19 protein-coding genes are annotated in these 20,311 nt (G+C 70.7%); 8 read left to right on the top strand and 11 right to left on the bottom strand.

All coding sequences use genetic code 11. The annotated features are described in order from the left end of the window. Positions 1 to 135: 135 nt before the first annotated feature. The 6 genes from LUX31_RS19070 to LUX31_RS19095 are packed head-to-tail and all read right to left on the bottom strand — an operon-like array spanning position 136 to position 6,246. Positions 136 to 1,200, bottom strand: a complete 1,065-nt coding sequence (locus LUX31_RS19070; protein ID WP_235475985.1) for an ecdysteroid 22-kinase family protein — start codon at positions 1,198 to 1,200, stop codon at positions 136 to 138. Continuing rightward, positions 1,193 to 2,149, bottom strand: a complete 957-nt coding sequence (locus tag LUX31_RS19075; protein WP_235475986.1) for a hypothetical protein — start codon at positions 2,147 to 2,149, stop codon at positions 1,193 to 1,195. Before LUX31_RS19075 ends, LUX31_RS19070 begins: the two co-directional genes overlap by 8 nt. An 8-nt stretch (positions 2,150 to 2,157) precedes the next feature. Then, on the bottom strand, positions 2,158 to 3,351 hold the full coding sequence (locus tag LUX31_RS19080; protein ID WP_235475987.1) for a lipid-transfer protein: 1,194 nt from the start codon (positions 3,349 to 3,351) through the stop codon (positions 2,158 to 2,160). Further along, on the bottom strand, positions 3,348 to 3,818 hold the full coding sequence (locus LUX31_RS19085; RefSeq protein ID WP_235475988.1) for a Zn-ribbon domain-containing OB-fold protein: 471 nt from the start codon (positions 3,816 to 3,818) through the stop codon (positions 3,348 to 3,350). Before LUX31_RS19085 ends, LUX31_RS19080 begins: the two co-directional genes overlap by 4 nt. Further along, positions 3,815 to 4,309: a nuclear transport factor 2 family protein gene (locus LUX31_RS19090; RefSeq protein WP_235475989.1), complete on the bottom strand. Its 495-nt coding sequence runs from the start codon at positions 4,307 to 4,309 to the stop codon at positions 3,815 to 3,817. Before LUX31_RS19090 ends, LUX31_RS19085 begins: the two co-directional genes overlap by 4 nt. Beyond that, positions 4,306 to 6,246, bottom strand: coding sequence for a flavin-containing monooxygenase (locus tag LUX31_RS19095; RefSeq protein ID WP_235475990.1), 1,941 nt, complete (start codon positions 6,244 to 6,246; stop codon positions 4,306 to 4,308). The genes LUX31_RS19090 and LUX31_RS19095 overlap by 4 nt, the downstream gene beginning before the upstream one ends. A gap of 292 nt (positions 6,247 to 6,538) precedes the next feature. Here LUX31_RS19095 and LUX31_RS19100 point away from each other — a divergent pair, with 292 nt between their 5' ends. Then, the gene (locus tag LUX31_RS19100; protein ID WP_235475991.1) at positions 6,539 to 8,038 is read left to right on the top strand and encodes a carotenoid oxygenase family protein; all 1,500 of its coding nucleotides are present in this window, start codon (positions 6,539 to 6,541) and stop codon (positions 8,036 to 8,038) included. Here the strand turns inward: LUX31_RS19100 and LUX31_RS19105 are convergent. Beyond that, positions 8,014 to 8,703, bottom strand: coding sequence for a TetR/AcrR family transcriptional regulator (locus tag LUX31_RS19105; RefSeq protein WP_235475992.1), 690 nt, complete (start codon positions 8,701 to 8,703; stop codon positions 8,014 to 8,016). The genes LUX31_RS19100 and LUX31_RS19105 overlap by 25 nt on opposite strands. A 197-nt stretch (positions 8,704 to 8,900) precedes the next feature. Between LUX31_RS19105 and LUX31_RS19110 the strand changes: the two genes are divergently transcribed. The 4 genes from LUX31_RS19110 to LUX31_RS19130 all read left to right on the top strand — a co-directional run bounded on the left by LUX31_RS19110 (position 8,901) and on the right by LUX31_RS19130 (position 13,729). Further along, a complete protein-coding gene (locus tag LUX31_RS19110) occupies positions 8,901 to 10,082 on the top strand; it encodes an acyl-CoA dehydrogenase family protein (RefSeq protein WP_235475993.1) in 1,182 nt (393 codons plus the stop codon). After that, entirely contained in the window at positions 10,082 to 11,347 is a 1,266-nt protein-coding gene (locus LUX31_RS37695; protein WP_328285672.1) for a CaiB/BaiF CoA transferase family protein, read from the top strand. Before LUX31_RS19110 ends, LUX31_RS37695 begins: the two co-directional genes overlap by 1 nt. Then, positions 11,344 to 12,024, top strand: coding sequence for a nitroreductase (locus LUX31_RS19125; RefSeq protein ID WP_235475994.1), 681 nt, complete (start codon positions 11,344 to 11,346; stop codon positions 12,022 to 12,024). The genes LUX31_RS37695 and LUX31_RS19125 overlap by 4 nt, the downstream gene beginning before the upstream one ends. 67 nt (positions 12,025 to 12,091) lie before the next feature. Further along, the gene (locus LUX31_RS19130) at positions 12,092 to 13,729 is read left to right on the top strand and encodes an AMP-binding protein (protein WP_235475995.1); all 1,638 of its coding nucleotides are present in this window, start codon (positions 12,092 to 12,094) and stop codon (positions 13,727 to 13,729) included. 89 nt (positions 13,730 to 13,818) lie between these two features. On the opposite strand, the gene LUX31_RS19135 is transcribed toward LUX31_RS19130, so the two are convergent. Genes LUX31_RS19135 through LUX31_RS19145 form a run of 3 tightly spaced genes read right to left on the bottom strand, consistent with a single transcriptional unit; the run spans position 13,819 to position 17,011 of the window. Continuing rightward, positions 13,819 to 14,640 carry a mycofactocin-coupled SDR family oxidoreductase gene (locus tag LUX31_RS19135; protein ID WP_235475996.1) on the bottom strand — a complete coding sequence of 274 codons (822 nt, stop codon included), beginning with the start codon at positions 14,638 to 14,640 and terminating at the stop codon, positions 13,819 to 13,821. Between the two features lie 60 nt (positions 14,641 to 14,700). Then, entirely contained in the window at positions 14,701 to 15,732 is a 1,032-nt protein-coding gene (locus LUX31_RS19140; protein WP_235475997.1) for a hypothetical protein, read from the bottom strand. A 49-nt stretch (positions 15,733 to 15,781) separates the two neighbouring features. Further along, on the bottom strand, positions 15,782 to 17,011 hold the full coding sequence (locus tag LUX31_RS19145; protein WP_235475998.1) for a cytochrome P450: 1,230 nt from the start codon (positions 17,009 to 17,011) through the stop codon (positions 15,782 to 15,784). Between the two features lie 140 nt (positions 17,012 to 17,151). Here LUX31_RS19145 and LUX31_RS19150 point away from each other — a divergent pair, with 140 nt between their 5' ends. Genes LUX31_RS19150 through LUX31_RS19160 form a run of 3 tightly spaced genes read left to right on the top strand, consistent with a single transcriptional unit; the run spans position 17,152 to position 19,418 of the window. Then, positions 17,152 to 17,745: a TetR/AcrR family transcriptional regulator gene (locus LUX31_RS19150; protein ID WP_235475999.1), complete on the top strand. Its 594-nt coding sequence runs from the start codon at positions 17,152 to 17,154 to the stop codon at positions 17,743 to 17,745. A gap of 60 nt (positions 17,746 to 17,805) precedes the next feature. Beyond that, complete coding sequence (locus LUX31_RS19155; RefSeq protein ID WP_235476000.1) at positions 17,806 to 18,294, top strand: DUF4334 domain-containing protein; 489 nt, start codon at positions 17,806 to 17,808, stop codon at positions 18,292 to 18,294. A gap of 26 nt (positions 18,295 to 18,320) precedes the next feature. After that, on the top strand, positions 18,321 to 19,418 hold the full coding sequence (locus LUX31_RS19160; protein WP_443046060.1) for an NAD(P)-dependent alcohol dehydrogenase: 1,098 nt from the start codon (positions 18,321 to 18,323) through the stop codon (positions 19,416 to 19,418). A 236-nt stretch (positions 19,419 to 19,654) separates the two neighbouring features. On the opposite strand, the gene LUX31_RS19165 is transcribed toward LUX31_RS19160, so the two are convergent. Further along, positions 19,655 to 20,311 (bottom strand): hypothetical protein, encoded by a 657-nt coding sequence (locus LUX31_RS19165; RefSeq protein WP_235476002.1) that lies wholly within the window; start codon positions 20,309 to 20,311, stop codon positions 19,655 to 19,657.

Consider the following 20,311-nt stretch of genomic DNA (forward strand, 5'->3'; position numbering starts at 1 on the left):
AGCTGTCAGGGCGTTTCGGCAACGCGACTGGGGGTCCCCCTCTGGGGGAGTGCGTGCCAGGCGGCGGGCGCCAGACCGGAGGTCACCCGACAGGCTCTGAGACGGCCCGCGCGGCCGTGGGACCGTGCGGCGACCTCACACGCCGAGCAGGGCCAGGGTCCCGTGGTCCTCGACGGCGGCCGCGTGGCGGTCGCACATCGGTCGTGAGCGTTCGAACGGCTGCATGACCGAGGGCGACACCGCCCACAGCAGGCCCCGCAGCTGGTGCCGGCCGTACTCGCGCCACGCGTCGGCGAACGGCAGGGCGGGTCCGCCGTTCGTGGCGAGGGCGTCGAGGTAGTGGCGCAGCAGCCCCTCCTCCTGGCGGCGTCGGTCGTCGGTCTCCAGGGAACCGGTGAGGAAGAGCGCCACGTCGTAGGCCCAGTGGCCCCAGAAGTACGCCGCCCAGTCGAGGAACACCACCGTCCCGTCGGCCTCGACGTAGGTGTTGCCCGGGTGCGCGTCACCGTGCTGGAGCGAGTGGACGCCGGCGTCGTCGTACGCCCACAGGGCGCGGAAGCCGTCGCGGACCCGCTCCCGGTCGTCGAGGCCGGCGGGAAGCTTCGGGGCGCCCTCCTCGGCGAAGTGGCGTGCCCAGTACTTCTCGTTGAAGAACAGCCGCGCCCCTCGGCGGTCGGCGCCGCCGACCCGCACCCCCGGGATGGATCCCGGCACCGATCCCCAGGTCGAGGCGTGCCACGCCGCCTGTGCCTCCAGGCCGGAGGCGACCTCGTCGGGCCCGAGGGTCTGGCCGGCGTCGACGAACCGGACGCCGCGGGTGGTGAGGTCCTCCAGGATCACGATGCCCTGGTCGCCGGACGGCGAGCCGGCGGCGTAGAAGCTGCGGGGCAGGCGGGCCGTGAGGTGGGAGCGGACGGTGCCGTAGAACTCCGCCTCCAGGACCAGCTGGGCGGGTGAACCGACCTCGGCGACCCGGTCGTCGAAGCCGCCCTTGACGCACAGCCGGGCCGGCAGGCTCGCCGGAGCCCGGCCGTACGTCGCCTCGACGCACACCTTGGTGGCGTTCCCCCACACGATGTGGGTCACGCGCAGGTCGTCGACCCGGACGGTCTCGCCGAGACCCGAGGTCAGGGCCGCGCCGAGCCAGGCGGCGTCGATCGCCTCCACGGACATGGGCAGGCCGGTGGTCAGGTCAAGCATCCGGGCTCCTCGACGGGGACGCGGGGGGTCGCGCGCGCCGCGCCCGGCCGGTGAGGCTCCACTCCTGGTTCTCTCCCCAGGCGGGTACGCCGTCGATCGTCCACTGGACGCCGCTCACCCAGGGGCTCATGGCAGGGGTCGAGCGGAAGGCGAAGTGGTTGACGGTGTCGCCGGTCGCGGTGAAGGTCCGGCCCAGCTCGTCGCGGCCCTCGACCACCACGCGGGTGGGAGGACGACCCGGCTCCCGCTCCGCCCGGCGGGTGCCCTCGACGAGGGGCGAGGTCACGCCGTCGCGCAGCAACCAGCCTCCGCGCCGGACCTGGTCCCGGTCGGGGTCGGCACCCGTCGTCCGGGCCAGGAAGGCCGTCTCCGCGGTGACGCCGTACATGTAGGAGCCGTGGGCGACGTCGTCCGGCAGGACCAGCGAGTGGTCGGAGCGCACGCTCCACGACTTGTCCCTGAACTCGAACCCGTCCACCTCGATCCGCTCTCCGAGCAGCACGATCTCACCCTGCACACGGCACGGCTGGTCGAGATGGTCGGCCCGCGGGGTCAGGACCGGCTCGACCAGGCCGTCGTACGTCAGGTCCACCCGCAGGTCGTGGCTGTCGTACCGCACGCGGTAGCTGCGCAGCGGTTCGAGGACGTCGTAGCTCAGGCCGCTCGGGAGCCGCATCGAGGTGAGCGAGTCGGGAAGCGGGATGTGCCAGTAGTTGTGGGCGTACAGGCAGTCGAGGTCGGTCTCCCCGGTGTCGTCCCAGAGGTAGACCCCCGAGGAGCAGATCCGCTGGTTGGCCCGGAAGACGGGGTAGACGAACCCGGTCAGCCGTCTCTCGGGCACGGCGAACGCGAACCACGCGGTCTCGGTCCAGAACGGGTCGTCCGTGGCCGGCGGGTGCAGGTCGTCGTCGGCCGGTGTCGCGGCCCGTGCGGGTGCCCGGGTGCTCATCGCCGGCCTCAGACGCTCAGGATCGACGCGGATCCGTGGCCGAAGAGGCCCTGGTTGACGGCCAGGCCCACCCGGGCGCCCTCGACCTGCCGGGCGCCGGCGTCCCCGCGCAGCTGGCTGGTCAGCTCGCAGACCTGTGCGATGGCCTGTGCCGGGACGGCCTCGCCGAAGGACGCAAGCCCGCCGCTGGGGTTGACCGGGGTGCTGCCCCCCAGGGTCGTGCGTCCGTCGGCCAGGATCTTCTCGGCCTCGCCCTCGGCGCAGAGGCCGATGTGCTCGTACCAGTCGAGTTCGAGAGCGGTGGACAGGTCGTAGACCTCCGCGAGATGCAGGTCGTCGGGGCCCAGGCCGGCCTCGGCGTAAGCGGTGGTGGCGAGCGAGGTCTTGAAACCGATCTTGGGCGCCGCCACGACGGAGGTCGAGTCGCTGGCGAAGTTGGGCATCTCGATCAGCGTGTTCGGGTAGACGGGCGTGTTGGTGGCGACCGCTCGCAGGCGCACCGGACGCCCGGTCCTGGTGCGCGCGTAGTCCGCGCTGGTCAGCACCACGGCCGCGGCCCCGTCACTGGTCGCGCAGACGTCGAGCAGGTGCAGCGGCTGCGCGACGTACGACGACGCGAGGACCTCCTCCTCCGTCACGACCGCGCGGTACCGGGCGAGGGGGTTGAGAGCTCCGTGCCGGCTGTTCTTGGCCTTGACGCGGGCGAAGTCGTGCTCGGTGGCGCCGTACCGCGCGATCCGGCGCTGCGCGTAGAGGCCGAAGTACGTCGGGTTGGTGGCGCCGAGCAGGCGGAAGCGCAGCCAGTCCGGGTCGTTCTCGTCGCCGGACTGGAAGGGGCCGAAGAACCCCTTCGGGGTGGTGTCCGAGCCGACGACCAGCGCCACGTCGCACAGCCCGGCGAGGATGTTGGCGCGGGCGACCGCGAGGGCCTGGGCGCCCGAGGCGCAGGCGGCGAACGAACTGCTGATGCTGGCGCCGTTCCACCCGAGGGCGTGGGCGAAGGTCGAGCCGCTGACCAGGCCGGGGTAGCCGCCGCGCCAGGTGTTGGCCCCGGCGACCATCTGTACGTCCGCCCAGGCGATCCCGGCGTCGGCCAGGGCCGCGCGTGCGGCCGTGCGGCCGTACTCGACGAAGCTGCGGCCGAACTTGCCCCAGGGGTGCATGCCGATCCCGGCCACCACCACGTCGTTCCCGGCGTTCATCGCTCTCCACCGTCCTTCGGCTCCAGGGCCCAGCGCCACACCAGTTGCTCACCGAGGTCGTCGACGAGCAGGGTCTCCGCCACGAGTTCGACGCCGTCGCCGACCGCGACCGCGGGGGTCGTGTCGCTGAGCTGGCCCAGTACCACCAGGCCCTCGGCGGCCAGCTCGACGGCGACCACCGTGTAGGGCACGAACGGCTCGGCGCTGACGGCCGGCGCCGGCGGCTTGTAGTGGTTGGTCGTCCACGACCAGACCGTGCCGCGCCGGCTCAGCGGGACGATGTCGAAGGTCTCGCCCTCGCAAGCGGGGTTCTGGCAGAACTCCGAGGTCGGCGGGAAGAAGACCGCGCGGCAGGTGGTGCAGGTCTGGCCGAGCAGGGTGGGGCCGGCGGGGTCGAACCACTCCGGCTTGGCGGACCGGCTCGCGGCCGGCCGGTCGAGGGGGTCGTGCAGTGCGGCGTCGGTCATGCCGGGGTCCTCTCGGTGCCGGGTGACGGGGCGGGCGGCGCGTCGAGGGGGATGAAGCCCGCGCGGGCGATGAGCAGCGTGTCGCCGTACTCGACGAGCGTGGCGAGCAGGCCGTCGCGGAACGTGTAGACCCAGCAGTAGTCGTTGGCGTACGGCACGCCGTCGAGCCGGGTGGCCGTCATCAGCTGCCGTACGACGGCCCGGTCCCCGTCGACGACGACATCGACGATCTCGCGGCGGATCGAGGCGACGTCGAGGACGCCGCTGGTGTTGCCGCCGGTCAGCGCCAGGGTCACCCGGTCTCGGCCGCGGAACGGCCGGGTCCTGACGCTCTGCGGCGGGTGCCACTCCACGTCGTCGGCGAGCAGGCCGCGGATGGCCTCCACGTCGTTGGCGGCGCGCGCCTGGTTGAAGCGCTCGACCAGTGCTCGGGTCCGGTGGGTGTCCGCCGTGTCCATGGTGTCCTCCGTGTCCTTGGTGTCCTCCGTCATCGCGGGCCGGTCATGCGGAAGTCGTCCGGGGCGGGTTCCAGGGTCCGGTGCCAGTACTCGGCGTTGGTCCAGGGCACATTCGTCACGATCCGGCCCTTCGCGTTGCGGTAGTAGGTGTTCATCCCCGGGTGCGACCAGATCGACCGGGCGAGGGCCCGGTCGAGCTCCTCGTTGAAGGCCTCGAATGTCTCGGTGCGGACCTCCACGCTGCCGTGGTGCTCGCGGGTCATCCGGACCAGGAGCTTGAGCACGTAGCGGACCTGCATCTCGACGCTCATCACGTGGCTGCCGCCGTGCCCGGCGTTGGTGTTCGGGCCGAAGAGGATGAAGAAGTTGGGGAAGTCGGGCACCGTCATGCCGAGCAGCGCGCGAGCGTCGTCGGGACCCCATGTCTCGCGCAGACTCGCCCCGCTGCGGCCGCGGATCTCCATCGGACCGAGCATGTCGAGGGTCTGGAAGCCGGTCGCCAGGACGATCACGTCGGCCTCCACCCGCTCGCCGCCGGCGGCGACGACGGTGTTGCCCTCGACACGGGCCACCCCGTCGGCCACCAGGGTCACGTCCGGCCGCTTGAGCGCGTCGTACCAGCCGTGGTCGAGCAGCGGGCGCTTGCCGTACGGCGGGTAGGTCGGCACGCAGGCGGCTATGAGGTCGGGGCGCCCCTCGAGTTGCCGCTCGATGTAGCGGGTCAGGAAGACCCGGTGGCGCTCGTTGGCGGCGTTGATCGAGCGGTCCTGGTGCGGCCACTCGGGGTCGATGCGCAGCATCGGGTGCAGCCGGTCGCCGAAGGTCCACGCCTGCCGCAGCCGGTACCAGCCCAGGTAGTGGGGCACCTCCGCCATCAGGAACTGCGTCGCCGCGGTGACGCTCTTGGTCGTGTTGGGGTTCGGGATGATCCACTGGGGCGAGCGCTGGAAGACGCTGATGTGTGCCGCAGTGCCCACGATCGCGGGGACCAGCTGCATCGCCGAGGCCCCGGTGCCGATCACGGCCACCCGCTTCCCGGTGAGGTCCAGGCTGTTGTCCCAGTCACCGGTGTGGACGACGGGGCCGTCGAAGTCGTCCAGGCCCGGGAGCGAGGGATACGCCGGCCGGTTGAGCAGCCCGACCGCGCTGATCACGACGGGCGTCGAGATCTCCTCGGTCGACCCGTCGGGGAGCCGGAGCCGGGTGGTCCAGTGCTGCGACTCGTCGTCCCACGTCGCCGCCTCGACCTCGGTGCCGAAGCGGATGTGGTCGCGTACCCCGTACTCGTCGGCGACGCCGATCAGGTACTTGTGGACCTCGGGCTGCCGGGCGAAGTACGTCGGCCAGTCCGCGCTCTGGGTGAACGAGAACGAGTACAGGTGTACCGGGGTGTCGACGCCGCAGCCGGGATAGGTGTTCTCGAACCAGGTGCCGCCGACCTCCGGGTTCTTCTCGACGATCGTGTAGGAGAAGCCCGCCTGCGCGAGCCGGACGGCGGCGCACAGTCCCGAGAACCCCGCTCCGATGATCAGGGCGTGCGGAGCGTCCTCGACCTCGGCGGCCGCCAGGGCCGGGACCTGGCGGCTCAGCACGCCGAGCTCCTCGGCGAGCATCTCGGCCTCCTCCGCCGGGACCTCCTCGCCTGTGCAGGCGCTCAGGACGGTCAGCACGTCCTGGGGGGACAGGTCCGGAGCCGGGGCGAGTTCGCCGCATCGGTGGGCCACCAGCAGGTCGACCGCCTGCTCGCGCAGCCGCTCCTGGTCCTCCTCCGGCAGGCCGCCACCGTCGTGGTCGCCGGGGCCGCGTACCCGGCGTGGTCGGAACGGGCCGTCCAGCAGCGTGAAGTCGCCGCTCAGCTGCACCATGACCGCCAGCAGGCTCGGCAGGTGCGCCTCGCGCACGGCGGCGGTCAGATCACGGCGGAAGGAAGCGGCCTCGGACGGCGACAACGGGGGGACCTCATGGCTCATGGCACTCCTCGATGGGGCACACCGGACCGCTGTGCGGACGACCGGCCACCTGTTTTGATACAGCCTATGTCATAAACCTGGCGAGGTCGATCCCCCACGTACTCCCCGCCCGCGAGAACGATCGTGCAGGAAATCTTCACTGGGGAGGGTTGCACTGAAGTAGGTGGTGGTAGCGTCCATTCTGACGGTCAGGTGAACGATCGTTTCCGTCGAATGGTGCGGATGCGAGCGTCGCCGCGACGCCGAGGAGACGGAGTCGTCGACGGCGGTCTCACGAACGAAAAGAGGAGTCATGGGCTACCCGTTGCCGAAGGGCAATTCACTGCGCGGACCGTTTCAGCCGATGCGCTTCGAGGCGACCGTCGAGGAGTGCATCGTCACCCACGGCGAGATCCCCAAGGAGCTCTCCGGCGGGTTCTACCGCACCGGTCCGACGTGGCGGCGGCCCAGCAAGCAGGGCACCACGCCGCTGATCAGCATGGACGGGATGGTCCAGGGCCTGGTCCTGGACAACGGCCGCGCCGACTTCCGCAACCGGTGGATCCGCACTCCCAAGTTCCTCGCGGAGGAGCGGGCCGGCCGGGGGCTGTTCGAGTGGACCGACGGCGGCTTCGGCGACTGGCGCGACCACGGGTACGGCGACGTCAAGCGCGACGAGTTCACCTGCGGCGTGCCCCAGGGCACCAACAACATCAACATCTTCCCGTTCGCCGGCGAGATGCTCGCCTCCGGCGAACAGGGCGGCCCGCCGATCGCGATCGACCCGATCACGCTGGAGACCAAGGGGGTCGTCAACTGGTCGTCGAAGCTCTCGGCCGGGATCCACGAGAAGTCGGCCTTCGGCGACGCCTCGTTCACCGCGCACCCGAAGTGGGACCACGACACCGGCACGCTCTACGGCTGGAACTGGCGCGACACGGCGCCGTACGTCACGATCCACATCGTCCGCCCCGACGGCACCGTCGACTCGCGCGATCTGCACGACGCGCCCTACAACACCGTCGCCCACGACATCTGGCTGACTCCCGAGTGGATCGTGATGCCGTTCCAGCCGTTCACGGCGGACAGGAAGCAGATCACCGAGAAGAAGCTCGGCATCTGGGGGTGGGACGAGTCGCTGCCGATCGTGATCGGGCTCATCCCGCGCCATGACCTGCACGGCGAGATCCGGTGGATCAACACCGGCCTTCCGGCCGAGTACGTGATGCACACGATGTCGGCGAACGTCGAGGGGAACCTGCTGACGCTCGACGCGCCGATCTTCAACCGGCCGCCGTTCCCCTTCCCCCAGGACTTCGCCGAGGGCGAGGACGTCGCGCTGTTCTTCTCGGTCTCACGGTCCTTCCTCGGCCGCTGGACCATCGACCTCGACACGGGCACCGCCAAGACCGAGCAGCTCTCGGACCGGCCGTCCGAACTGCCCAAGGTCGACGAGCGGTTCTACGGCAAGGGCTACAGCTTCGGCTTCCAGGTCGGCGGCGTCGTCAAGCGCAACGGCATGTCGATGAACAGCCTGGTGATGACCGACATGGCGACCATGGCCGAGCAGGTCTACCAGATCCGCACCACGGAGGCGGCGGCCGTGCTCGAGGCCACGTTCGCACCCCGTCACCCGCAGTCGCCCGAGGGCGACGGCTACATCATCGTCCCCGTGTCGTGGTGGGCGGAGCGCCGGGGCGAGTACCTCATCTTCGACACGCACGACATCACCAAGGGTCCGGTGTGCCGCATCGAGATCCCGTTCATGATGGGGTGGACGCCCCACGGTCACTGGATGGACTTCAGGTACTGATCGACGTTCTGGATCTGTTCGGGTACGGGACCGTCGTGGAGCACGAGGCGGATCACCTCGAGGGCGATCGAGTCGGCGGTGTCCGTGCCGCTCGAGCGGTACCACCGCGACACCCAGTTCACCATCCCGAGGATCAGCCGGGTGGCGACCAGCGGGTCCTGCGCGTGCAGATGGCCGTCCTCGACCGCGCGCGCGACCGTCTTGGCCCACAGGCTCTCGTAGCCCGCGGCCCAGTGCCGCCACCGCTCGTAGGTCTCGGCGGGGAGGCCCCATCCGAAGTAGACGCCGACGTACTGACGCATCCGGATCGACGCGTCGACCTGGTAGGCGATCAGAGCTATCAGGGCCTCGCGGGAATCCTTGTGCTCGCGCAGCAGACGCCGGGCGCCGACCTCGACGTTGCGGGTGCTGCGCTCGAACAGGAGGGTGTGCAGGTCGTCCATCGTCCGCACCGTGCGATACAGCGTGGCGCGGGAGACCCCGAGCTCCTCGGCGACCGACTCGATCGAGACGGCGTCGTACCCCTTCTCGGCGTAGAGCCGCGCGGCGACGTCGGCGACCCGCTCCAGGTCGATCTCGCGACGCGGCCGGCCGACCGGGCGCTTGGACACAGGCGCGTCGTCGTCGGCTGGGATGGGCGCGGTGTCCCGGCTCGGTCCCGTCATGGTGTCTCCTGCGCTGTCGACCTGGCTCGTCAGGATCACATTAACCCTGGACGGGCGCGGGCCGGCCCGCTGGCCCGCGGAGGAGGCCGGGAGCGGGAGAGCGACCGCTGAACTGCTTGTCCAGCGGATAGTGAGACGGTAATGTTCAAAAAGCGGAGGACGTGGTCCGACGCCGGAATTCCATCCGAGGAGAACCCATGAGCGTCACCCAGCAGGCCGAGCCCGTGCTGCGCCTGGTCATGACCGAAGAGGAGCGCGCGCTGCGCGAGACCGTCTTTTCGCTGACGGCGGCGTTCGGCCCGGCGTACTACGAGAAGGCGAACCGCGAGAAGCGCTCGCCGGTCGAGCTGTGGAGCGCGCTGGCGGACGGCGGCTTCCTCGGTGTCCACCTTCCCGAGGAGTACGGGGGCGGCGGTATGGGTCTCCAGGAGCTGACGGCGGTCCTTGAGGAGACCGGGGCCGCCGGTGTGCCGCTCCTGGGCCTGCTCGTCTCGCCGGGGATCATCGGCACGATCCTGTCCCGGCACGGAACGCAGGAGCAGAAGGACAAGTGGCTGCGCCGGATCGCGGACGGGTCGATGAAGTTCTCCTTCGGCCTCACCGAGCCGAACGCCGGCTCCAACTCGCACAACCTCGAGACGACCGCGGTCCGGCAGGGCGACACGTACGTCGTCAACGGCCAGAAGTACTACATCTCCGGTGTCGACGAGTGCGACCTGATCTGCCTCGTCGTCCGCACCGGCAGGTCGGCGAACGGCCGCGGCGAGCTCACCCTGCTGATGGTGGACCCGAACGCCCCCGGCCTGACCCGTCAGCCGATCGAGACCGTGCTCGAGGAGCCGGAGAAGCAGTTCACGCTCTTCTTCGACAACGTCGAGGTGCCCGCCGAGAACCGCGTAGGCGAAGAGGGGAAGGGGCTGCGCGTCGCGTTCGACGGACTCAACCCCGAGCGGATCCTCTCCGCCGCCGTCTCGCTCGGCGTCGCGCGCTACGCCCTGGACAAGGCCACGAAGTACGCCCGGGACCGCAAGGTCTGGTCGACTCCGATCGGCGCCCACCAGGCGATCGCGCACCCGCTGGCCGAGGCCAAGGTGAAGTACGACCTCGCCCGCTTCGCCATGCAGCGAGCCGCCGCGTTGTACGACGCGGGGCTCGACGCGGGCGAGGCCAGCAACATCGCGAAGCTGGCCGCCGCGGAGGCCGGCGTGTTCTGCCTCGACCGGGCGATCCAGACGCACGGCGGCAACGGCGTGGCGCGGGAGTACCAGCTCGCCAACTACTGGTTCCTGGCCCGGCTGCAGCTCATCGCCCCGGTGTCGCGCGAGATGATCCTCAACTTCATCTCCGAGCACACCCTGAACCTGCCGAGGTCGTACTGATGGGCGCCCCGCTCGACGGGGTGCGCGTGGTCGAGCTCGGCGCTCTGGGCCCGGTCCCGCACGCGATGATGGTCCTCGCCGACCTGGGCGCGGACGTGGTCCGCGTGGCACGCCCGGTCTCGACCGTGGCCCACGCCTTCAGCGATGTGCAGGACGCGACGCTGCGCGGGCGCCGACAGGTCCGGGCGGACCTCAAGGCCGAGGCCGGGCGGCGCCTGGTGCTCGATCTCGTCGCCGGGGCCGACGTACTGGTGGAGGGCTTCCGGCCCGGCGTGGCCGAACGGCTGGGCATCGGTCCTCACGACTGCCACAAGGTCAACCCCGAACTCGTCTACGCACGGATGACCGGGTGGGGCCAGAGCGGTCCGCTGGCCCGGGCGGCCGGCCACGACCTCAACTACCTCTCCCTGACCGGCGCCCTGCACGCGATGGGCCGGCCCGGAACCCCGCCGCCCGTCCCGCTCAACCTGATCGGTGACTTCGGCGGTGGCTCGATGTTCCTGGTGACCGGGATCCTCGCCGCCCTGGTCGGACGGCGGCCGGCTCAGAGCCTGTGTCACATCCCCGGCCGGATCAGCGCACGTCGTCTGGTGCGTGCGATCGCAAGGCGCCGGAGCGCCCTCGTGGCGGAGTCACGTGGGCGGTTCGGCAACGCGGCGAGCGTGCGTGCCAGGCGGCGGGCGCCCGGCCGGGGATGTGACACAGGCTCTCAGGATCCGGTCGTGCTCGACGTCGCCATGGTCGACGGGATCGTCGCACTCCAGCAGCCCCTGCTGTCGATGCGCGGCAGTGGCACCTGGACCGACGAGCGCGGCGCCAACCTGATCGACGGCGGCGCACCCTTCTACGACACCTATGCCTGCTCCGACGGCGGTTTCGTCGCGGTCGGAGCCCTGGAGCCCGCGTTCTTCGCCCAGCTGGTGGCCACGCTCGGCCTCGATCCGGCAGCGGTCGGCGACCAGTTCGACCGGGCCGACTGGGCGCGGCTGCGCACGCTCCTGGAGGAGACCTTCATGACCCGCACCCGCGACGAGTGGGCGAGCGTCTTCGCCGACGTCGACGCCTGCGTCACGCCTGTCCTCGACTTCGCCGAGGCGGCACAGCACCCGCACCTGGTGGCCCGGCAGACGTTCGCGCCCGGCCAGGCGGAGATCTCCGCCAGCCCCGCGCCACGCTTCGGCAGCGAGGGGCCGCTGCCGCTGCGCGGCGCGGTGCTCGACGTGGAGGCCGACGACGTGCTGGCCGACTGGGCGGGACGACGGTGAGCGCCGAGGACCGGGCCGCGAGCCTGCTCGTCGGCCTGCTCGACGCCCGTCACTCGGTCCGGGCCTTCCGCGAGGACCAGGTCCCGCACGCGACCATCGTGCGGATGCTGGAGATGGCCCAGCTCACGCCCTCGTGGTGCAACACGCAGCCATGGCACGCGACCGTCACGAGCGGGGCGGGCACCGAGCGCTTCCGCGCCGCACTGCACGCCCACGCGCGCGACCACAAGCCCGCGCCCGACTTCGAGTTTCCCGCCGGCTACGTCGGCGACTACCGCCGACGGCGCAAGGACGCCGGTGTCGCGCTGTACCAGGCGCTCGGCATCGGCCGCGAGGACCGGCAGGCGTCGGCGGCCCAGGCGCTCGAGAACTTCCGGCTCTTCGGTGCGCCGCACGTCGCGATCCTCACCACCGAAGCCGATCTCGGTGTCTACGGGGTCCTCGACTGCGGACTGTGGCTGCAGTCCTTCCTGCTGGCCGGGGCGAGCCTGGGCGTGGCCTGCACACCGCAGGCGGCCCTCGCCTCGACGGCGCCGTTCGTGCGCGAGTTCTTCGACATCCCCGAGACCCGCCGGATCGTGTGCGGTGTGTCGTTCGGATACGAGGACACCACCCACCCGGCGAACTCCTTCCGCACCGGACGCGATCCGCTCGACGTCACCTGGCTGGACGCGTGATCCCGCTCCGGGTCTGAGGCGGCACGACCGCGATGCCCGCCACCCCTACCAATGGAAGGCCGTGACAATGAAGTCCTGGCAAGGCATCCGCCACCTGACGGCACTCGACCGGCTCGACGAGCTGGTCAAGCAGACACCCGACCGCGTGTTCGCGCGGTTCGGCGACTGGGCGCCCAACTACGCGGAGATCGACGCACGCGCCACCGAGCTGGCCGGGCAGCTGCACGAGCTGGGAGTGCGGGCCGGCGAGCGCGTCGCCACCCTGTCGCCGAACCGCTACGAGCTGCTCGAACTGTTCGTCGGCGTGGCCCGGCTGGGCGCGATCCAGGTGCCCCTCAACCCCTACCTCAAGGGCGAGTTCCTCAGCCACCAGCTGCGGGACTCCCGAGCCGCCACGGTGATCACGGACGCGCTCGGCTGGAAGGCTGTTCGCCCGCTGCTGCCCGAGCTGCCGTTCGTGGAGCGCGTCGTGCTCCTGGACCCGGAGGAGCTCGACGCCCCCGAGGACCGTGGCGCCGCCGAAGTCCCGCGACCGGGCGTGCCCGTCGTCCGGTACCACGCGATGCCGGCCGGGACTGCGCCCCGGAGCGACGTGGGTCCCGAGGACACGATGGCGATCATCTACACGTCGGGGACCACCGGTCAGCCCAAGGGCTGCGTGCTGTCCCACGGCTACTACACCAGAGCCGGGCAGACGCTGGCCGAGATGATGCGGCTGACGGAGGAGGACGTCTTCCTGACCCCGCTGCCGCTGTTCCACGGCGGTGGTCAACTCATCTCGATCATGCCGTCGTTGATGGCGGGCATCCCGATCGTGGTGATCCCGGTCTTCAGCGCGAGCGGGTTCTTCGAGACGGCCGCCCGGGTCGGCGCGACCGTGGCCAACGCGGTGGGGGCGATGGGCGCGATGCTTCTCGCGACGCCGGAGGGGCCGTTCGACCGCGCCCACCGTCTGCGGCTGTTCAATGTCTCACCGCTCGCGTCCTCGTTGCACCCGACGTTCCGCGACCGGTTCGGGGTCGACCCCTGGACGGAGTCCTACGGCCAGACCGAGTGTGTCTTCCAGTTGCTGAACTCGCCGTACGGCGAACGCGACCGTGACAGCAACGGCAAGCCGCTGCGCGACCTGGAGGTCGAGCTGCTCGACGACGACGGCCATCGCGTCCCCGACGGCACCGTCGGCGAGATCTGCCTGCGGCCCCGGCACCGGTTCGCCATGTTCGACGGCTACTGGGGGCGGCCGGCCGAAACGGTCGAGGCCTTCAAGGGCATGTGGTACCACACCGGCGACTTCGGGATGGTGCGGGAGTCCGGGGCGATCCGGTTCGTCGACCGCAAGAAGGACGCTCTGCGGGTGCGCGGCGAGAACGTCTCCAGCATCGAGCTCGAGGTCGGGCTCGCCCGCCACCCTCAGATCGCCGAGGCCGGCGTCCACGGGGTGGCATCCGAGATGGGCGAGGACGACATCAAGGCGTGCCTGGTCCTGGAGCCCGGCGCCCGGGTCGATCCCGCGGAGCTGTTCGCGTGGATGCGCGAGAACCTGCCCTACTTCGCCGTGCCGCGGTACGTCGAGATCGTCGAGACGCTGCCGAAGAACCAGGTCAACCGCATCCAGAAGCACCTGCTGCGCGAGCGGGGCCTGACCGAGGGCACGTGGGACCACCGTGCCCTGGGTCTCGTCATCGGCCGCGACGGCCGGCGTTGACGAGACCGGAGGCGTCCGGGTGACGCCCAGTACCTCTGAGCCCCACCCGGGAGGCGTCCGGGTGGGGCTCAGAGGTATGAACAACAAGCTCAGAAGTACTGGGCGCCACCGTCGACGCTGAGGTGCTCGCTGGTGATGTAGGACGCCTCCTCCGAGGCGAGGAAGGCCATCGCGTCGGCGATCTGGTCGGACTCGGCCGAGCCGGCGGGCAGGAACGGGGTGCCCATCTGGTTCAGCGGCGGGTTCGTCTCGCCCACGCGGGCCAGGGTCGCCCGCATGTCGCCCGAGCCCATCATGGTGTTGACCGCGCCGGGATGGATGCTGTTGACCCGGATGTGGTGGCGTCCGAGCTCGGCTGCGAAGGCCCGGGTCATGCCGGTGACGGCGTGCTTGCTGGTGGTGTAGGCGACCATGAACGGCTGTACCTTCTTGCCGGCGTACGAGCTGATCAGCACGATCGAGCCACCGCCGCGCGCGACCAGGTGCGGCGCCCCGACCATCACGGTGTTCCAGACGCCCAGGACGTTGACGTCCAGGGTGTCCCGCATCTGCTGCGGCGTCGTCTCGTCCCAGGTCGCGGGTATGCAGATCGCCGCGTTGGCGACGACGACGTCCAGGCCGCCGAGGTCCGCGACGGCGGCGTCCAGGGCTGACCCCATGGCATCGAGGTCGCGGACGTCGCAGCGGATCCCGACCGCACGGCGTCCCTCCCCCTCGACGAGCTTCACGGTCTCGGCGAGGTCCTCCGGGGTCGCCGACTCGTAGGGGACGCCCGGCAGTTGCTCGGCGACGTCGAGGACGATCACGTCGGCGCCCTCCCTGGCCAGCCGCACGGCGTGGGCACGGCCCTGTCCGCGGGCGGCACCGGTGATGAAGGCGACCTTGCCGTCGAACCTGCTCCGTATCTGCATCTGCTTCCTGCTTCCTGTCGGGGCCCGACCGCGATCGGGTCGGAGGTGGGCCGGCCCGGCTCAGCCCGGCCAGACGATGTGCTCGTCGCGGACGACGGCGCCCTCCAGCAGCTTCTGGAGCGACGGGAACCGTCCGTGGACCTTCTGGTGGGCCAGCCCGAGCGCCTCGATGTCGCCCCAGTTGACGGCGAACGTCTCCATGTAGTTCCAGCTCCGCGCCACGGTCTTGCCGCGGGTGGTCGAGGCGACCTCGCCGTACGTGTGGGCCGGCCAGTCGAAGCTGCCGCGTTGGGCGAACTCGACGGTGAGGTCGTCACCGAGGCTGAGGGTGATCGCGTCGATCGAGCCGCGGTCGGTGCGGTGGAAGGTCATCGTGGCGTCGTGCCGGACGGTGCTCCGACCGTCGACGAAGTGGTGGGCCGGCGTGAAGTCGGTGCCGGGCATCCCCCGGAAGACGTGCCCGCCCTCCAGCGTCCCGTCCTCGTACTCCACCAGCCAGTTCAGCCAGTACTGGTAGACGTGGTCGACCCACCCGGCCTCCCGCAGGTTGAGGCCCGGCCGGCTGAAGATGGTGTCCATCTGCCACAGGCCCTCGACGGGTTCGCCGTCGATCGTCCCCGTCGCCTTGGCGAAGTAGCTCCGGAAGACGAACGGGTGCGGGCTGAGGTCCTGCTCGGGCACGTAAAGGCTGCTCACGTCGCCGAGCAGCTCGGTCGTGATGCGGATCCGGCCGCCGGCCTCGGTCCAGTCGGCCGTCCGGTCGCCGAGTTCGAGGCGGAAGCCCTTTCCCTCGTACGTGATCGACTCCGGTCCGGAGCGGGTGAGGAACCGCTCCACGACCGGGTGCTCGCGGAAAGGCACGACTGCGGGCGCGTTGCGGTCGAACTCGTCGGTCCCCCGGTAGGAGCCGAAGTTGAGGCTGCTCCGCATGTCCTCGGCCTGGATGCCGCGCATCATGTTGTACGTCGTGCCCTGGGCGTCGGTGACGACGAACCAGCAGCTCAGCAGCACCGAGCTGAGGCCGCGGGGGTCGGCACCGAGGCTGAACTGCTCGTGATGCGGCTTCTCGAGGTACGTCGCGTAGCGGAGCATCGCATTCCGATCGGTGATGGGGGCAGGAACAGGGTGGTGACGGTGGGTGTCAGGCCCCGACGGGCAGGGACGTCAGCCCGCGCAGCTCGAAACTCGGGCCCCAGGACGAGGGCCCCGTGCGGTGCAGCCCCGGAAGCCGGCGGGCGAGCGTCGCGAACGCGACCTGGGCCTCCATACGGGCCAGGGCGGCGCCGATGCACACATGGGCTCCGACCCCGAGTGCCAGGTGGCGAGCGGGGGCGCGGTCGAGGACGAACTCCTCGGCGTCGGGCAGGTGGCTGGTGTCGCGGTTGGCGGCCGCGAGCAGCAGGATCACGTTCGCGCCGCGCGGGATGAGCCGGCCGTCGAACTCCACGTCCTCCAGGACGGCGCGGCCGGTGAAGTGCACGGGCCCCACGAACCGCAGGCACTCCTCGACGACGGCCACGGCGAGCTCCGGCTCGTCGCGGAGCCGGTCCATCCCGCCGTCGAGGTCGAGCAGGACGTCGAGGCCGTTGCCGATGAGGTTGACCGTGGTGATGTGGCCGGCCTCCATCATGAGGTGGATCGTGTCCGTCATCTCGGACGGCGACAGGCCGCCGCCGGCCTCGGCGACGATCAGGTGGCTGATGAGGTCGTCGCCCGGGTGCCGCCGCTTGTGCTCGACGATGTCCTCCAGCAGGTCGCGCAGCCCCGCGCCCTGCTGGGCGGCGCGCCGCAGGGCGCCCTGGGTGGCGTCGGGGTCGTGGCCGGGGCTGCCCTTCTCGGAGGTGGCCAGCGCGAGGAACCGTGCCCGGTGCTCCGCGGGGATGCCCAGGAGTTCGGCGATGGCCATGATCGGGAGCGGGTAGGCGAAGTCCGCGAGCACGTCGAAGTCCGCTCCGGCCCGGTCGAGCAGGTCGTCGGCGATCCGCTGGACGGGCCCCCGCAGCTGTTCGAGTGCCCGAGCCGCGAACGCGGGGGAGGCGGGCCGGCGCAGGCGGGTCTGCTCGACGGGCTCCGTCGTGAGCATCGTCGGCCCGGTGAAGGCCTGGTAGCGCTTGCCGTCGGCCGGCCGCTCCTTCATGTGCGGCTTGTCGATGTGGAACCGCGCCGTGGAGAGCCGGCGATGGTCCTTCAGGGCAGGCGTCACGTCGTCGTACCGGGTGAGGAACCAGAGGCCGCGGGCGGTGTTGAAGTGCACGGGCACCTGCTCCCGCATGGCGGAGTACACCGCGTAGGGATCCGCGAGGTGGGCGGGGTCCCAGGGGTCGAAGGCGGGATCCAGGACGTCGACGGAGGGCGCTGTTGAAGGGTGCATCTGACGAACCCCCGAGGGTGCGATGTCACTCGACCACTAAATATAGAGACTAGAAGTCGCACAATAGATTCGCGCCCGGATCCCGTCAAGGACGTGGCAGCCCGCGGGCGTGACTGACATTTCTCGCTAGAGTTGTCAGCATGCCTGTACTCGATGAAACCCGGCGCGAACGCGTCCTGGGGGCGGTCGTCGCCTGCTTCGCCCGTTACGGCTATCGACGCACGTCGATGGACCTGCTGGCCCAGGCGGCGGACATGTCACGCCCCGCGCTCTACCAGTACTTCCGCAACAAGGAGGAGGTCTTCCGTGCGGCGGTCGACTGGAGCCTCGACCGCACGGCGCGGCACGCCGAGGGCGCGGCGTGCTCCACCGCCCCCACGGAGGAGCGGGTGCGAGCGATCCTGGACGCCGTCCTCGATCTCTACACGGGCAACCCCGTCACGGGCGAGCACTTCCATGAACTGCTCGACGAGGTGTACTCCCGCACGGCCGACCTGTGGGCCGCCTTCGAGAAGCGGACGCTGGCGGCACTTCGCGCCGTGCTGGACTCCGACGCGAAGGGTCCGGCCGACATCTCGACCGAGGACGCGGCGATCGTCCTGTTCTACGGGGCCAAGGGCATCGGCATCGAAGCGCGGTCGGTGCAGACGCGGGTCGAGCACGTCCACCAGCTCGCGACCCTCGTACTGCGCGGGCTCTCCCGAGATACTCATCCTGACAAATATCGTCTATAGTGTCAGTGCGGGGATGGTGAAGAGGACTTACAGTCACAAAGGTCGCAAAAGGGAGAAAACATGAACATCAACGAGGCACGCACACGCTTCGCGGAGCTGCGCGCGAACGGAGGGAAAGCCTCCTCGGAAGAGCTCGACGAGATCTGGGCGGCGCTGGAGACGGTGCGACCGGAGGACATCCTCGGGGAGTGGCAGGGCAGCGAGTTCGACAACGGCCACCCGCTGTGCGGTCAGCTGGAGGCGGCCGGCTGGTACGGCAAGACCTTCGCCTCGGTCAAGGACGCCAAGCCCCTGGTCATGCGCGGCGAGAACGGCGAGCTCTACTCCCACACCGAGCTCGGCAAGGGCGAGGCCAGTCTGTGGATGGTCGAGTTCCGCGGTGAGGTGACCGCGACGATGGTCTACGACGGACGGCCGGTCTTCGACCACTTCAAGCGGGTCGACGAGAACACCCTCATGGGCGTCATGAACGGCAAGGACCTGCCCGGAGAGGTCTTCGGCTTCCCCGAGGGCGGCCCGCTGTACTACTTCATCCTCGAAAGCGCCTGAGCTGTCGTTCGGTCAAGGAGGACTGAATCATGCGTATTCAAGCGGCTCTCACGGAGTCACCGGCCGGCTCCTTCGCCATCCGGGACGTCGACCTCCAGGCCCCGCGGGCCGATGAGATCCTGGTCCGGATCACCGCCGCCGGACTGTGCCACACCGACCTGAGCGCCCGCGCCGCGTGGCCCGAGCAGCTCACCCCCATGGTCTTCGGCCACGAGGGCACCGGGGTCGTCGAGACCGTCGGCGACGAGGTGACCGGCCTCACCCCCGGCGACACCGTCAGCCTGAGCTTTCACAGCTGCGGCGTCTGCGAGCCCTGCACCACCGGGCACCCCGCCTACTGCACCGCCTTCCAGCTGCTGAACTCCTCCGGCGGCCGCGCCGACGGCACGACGCCGCTCTCCCGCGAGGGGGCGCCGGTGTTCGGGGGGTTCTTCGGGCAGTCCAGCTTCGCGACGTACGCCATCGCGCACGAGCGCAACGCCGTCAGGATCCCCGCGGATCTGCCGGCCGCCGTCGCCGCCCCGCTGGGCTGCGGCGTACAGACCGGCGCCGGTGCGGTGCTGAACGTACTGCGCCCCGCGGAGGGCTCGTCGCTCGTGGTGGTCGGGGCCGGCGGCGTGGGCCTCAGCGCGCTGATGGCCGCCGTCGCCGCGGACTGCACCCCGGTGATCGCCGTCGACCCCGTGGCCTCCCGGCGCGCCCTCGCCGAGGAACTCGGCGCCAAGGCCACCCTGGACCCGACCGCGACCGAGGACATCGCGGCGGCGATCCGCGACCTCACCGGCGGCGGAGCGCATCACGTCGTGGACACCACCGGCCGCCCGGAGATGATCAACCAGGCGGTCGCCGCCCTGCGCCCCAGGGGCAGCCTCGCCCTGGTCGGCATGGGCACACAGGTGCCCCTCGACATCATGCCGCTGCTCCTCAAGGGCATCAGCGTGCACGGGGTGATCGAAGGGGACTCCGATCCCGCCGAGTTCATCCCACGGCTGATCGAACTCCACCGGCAGGGCCGACTGCCCGTCGAGCGACTCGTCACCGAGTTCCCCTTCGCCGACATCGAGGCGGCCGCCACGGCGATGCGCGAGGGCCGGGCCGTCAAGCCCGTACTCACCTTCGGCTGACGGAGGTCCACTGACGGAGGTCCGCCGTCGGCGGGATCACGTCCGGAGTGACGTCGGCTTCGTGCCTCACGCGGGCGGGAGCCGACAGGCCGCCGGGAGCGCGACGTCCGCGGGCGGCTCACCGAGGCCGGCTCCGACCGCTGCGGATGGGCCTGGCCGGCCACGGGCAGGCGCTGTGACCCATGTTCGCTGTTCGCCGGTCGCCGTTCGCCGGCCACGAGCGGCGGATTCGGCGGTCATGGGGAGTGCTCCGCGAGATGGCGGTGGGTGTGGAGCAGGGCGATCAGTATCGGTACGACAAGCGCGATCCCGGCGAGTGAGATCACGCCGACGAGCGCCACGAATCCGCACGCCAGCCAGGTGCGCAGGGTCGGTTCGGGGCGGCTCAGGGCCAGGCGCGCCGACTCCCGGGCCAGGGACACGCTGTTCCGGCGCGGGTCGGCGAGAAACAGCGGACCCCAGTAGGTCGCGGTCACCGACAGCAGCAGGGTGACGCAGAGCAGCAGCGGGCTGAGGAGCACCGTCGCGGCGATCAGCGAGCCGAAGAGCACCGACAACGGGGCGAGGGTGCGCAGGGCGGGGCGCGTCAGTTCTCCCGCCAGTTCCCGCGCCAGGGCCACGTCGATCTGCCGGCCCCGGCACGCCTCGTCCGCGAGACCGTAAAGGACGGCCGTGGCCGGGGCCAGGCCTGTGACGGTCGTCAGGGTCAGCAATATCCGTACGAGAGCGTGGAGTTCGGGGAAGGCGAGCGCGACGACAGCGGGGACGAGTACCACCGCCCAGGCCACATTGGCCAGCGCCAGCCGCTCGACCTGGGTGCCGAGTGTGGCGAACGCCGCCCACACCGGCGGGCGTTCCTCCGCGCGCGGCTCGGTGTCCCACAGGAAAGGCAC

Source organism: Streptomyces sp. GQFP (genome assembly GCF_021545335.1).
Classification (GTDB): domain Bacteria; phylum Actinomycetota; class Actinomycetes; order Streptomycetales; family Streptomycetaceae; genus Streptomyces.

Coding starts and splice junctions, on each gene's coding strand:
- LUX31_RS19090 (WP_235475989.1), bottom strand. CDS start 4,309: ATGACGGAGGACACCAAGGACACGGAGGACACCATGGACACGGCGGAC.
- LUX31_RS19150 (WP_235475999.1), top strand. CDS start 17,152: ATGCCTGTACTCGATGAAACCCGGCGCGAACGCGTCCTGGGGGCGGTC.
- LUX31_RS19140 (WP_235475997.1), bottom strand. CDS start 15,732: ATGCTCCGCTACGCGACGTACCTCGAGAAGCCGCATCACGAGCAGTTC.
- LUX31_RS19080 (WP_235475987.1), bottom strand. CDS start 3,351: ATGAACGCCGGGAACGACGTGGTGGTGGCCGGGATCGGCATGCACCCC.
- LUX31_RS19070 (WP_235475985.1), bottom strand. CDS start 1,200: ATGCTTGACCTGACCACCGGCCTGCCCATGTCCGTGGAGGCGATCGAC.
- LUX31_RS19100 (WP_235475991.1), top strand. CDS start 6,539: ATGGGCTACCCGTTGCCGAAGGGCAATTCACTGCGCGGACCGTTTCAG.
- LUX31_RS19075 (WP_235475986.1), bottom strand. CDS start 2,149: ATGAGCACCCGGGCACCCGCACGGGCCGCGACACCGGCCGACGACGAC.
- LUX31_RS19145 (WP_235475998.1), bottom strand. CDS start 17,011: ATGCACCCTTCAACAGCGCCCTCCGTCGACGTCCTGGATCCCGCCTTC.
- LUX31_RS19130 (WP_235475995.1), top strand. CDS start 12,092: ATGAAGTCCTGGCAAGGCATCCGCCACCTGACGGCACTCGACCGGCTC.
- LUX31_RS19135 (WP_235475996.1), bottom strand. CDS start 14,640: ATGCAGATACGGAGCAGGTTCGACGGCAAGGTCGCCTTCATCACCGGT.
- LUX31_RS19105 (WP_235475992.1), bottom strand. CDS start 8,703: ATGACGGGACCGAGCCGGGACACCGCGCCCATCCCAGCCGACGACGAC.
- LUX31_RS19085 (WP_235475988.1), bottom strand. CDS start 3,818: ATGACCGACGCCGCACTGCACGACCCCCTCGACCGGCCGGCCGCGAGC.
- LUX31_RS19110 (WP_235475993.1), top strand. CDS start 8,901: ATGAGCGTCACCCAGCAGGCCGAGCCCGTGCTGCGCCTGGTCATGACC.
- LUX31_RS19095 (WP_235475990.1), bottom strand. CDS start 6,246: ATGAGCCATGAGGTCCCCCCGTTGTCGCCGTCCGAGGCCGCTTCCTTC.
- LUX31_RS37695 (WP_328285672.1), top strand. CDS start 10,082: ATGGGCGCCCCGCTCGACGGGGTGCGCGTGGTCGAGCTCGGCGCTCTG.
- LUX31_RS19155 (WP_235476000.1), top strand. CDS start 17,806: ATGAACATCAACGAGGCACGCACACGCTTCGCGGAGCTGCGCGCGAAC.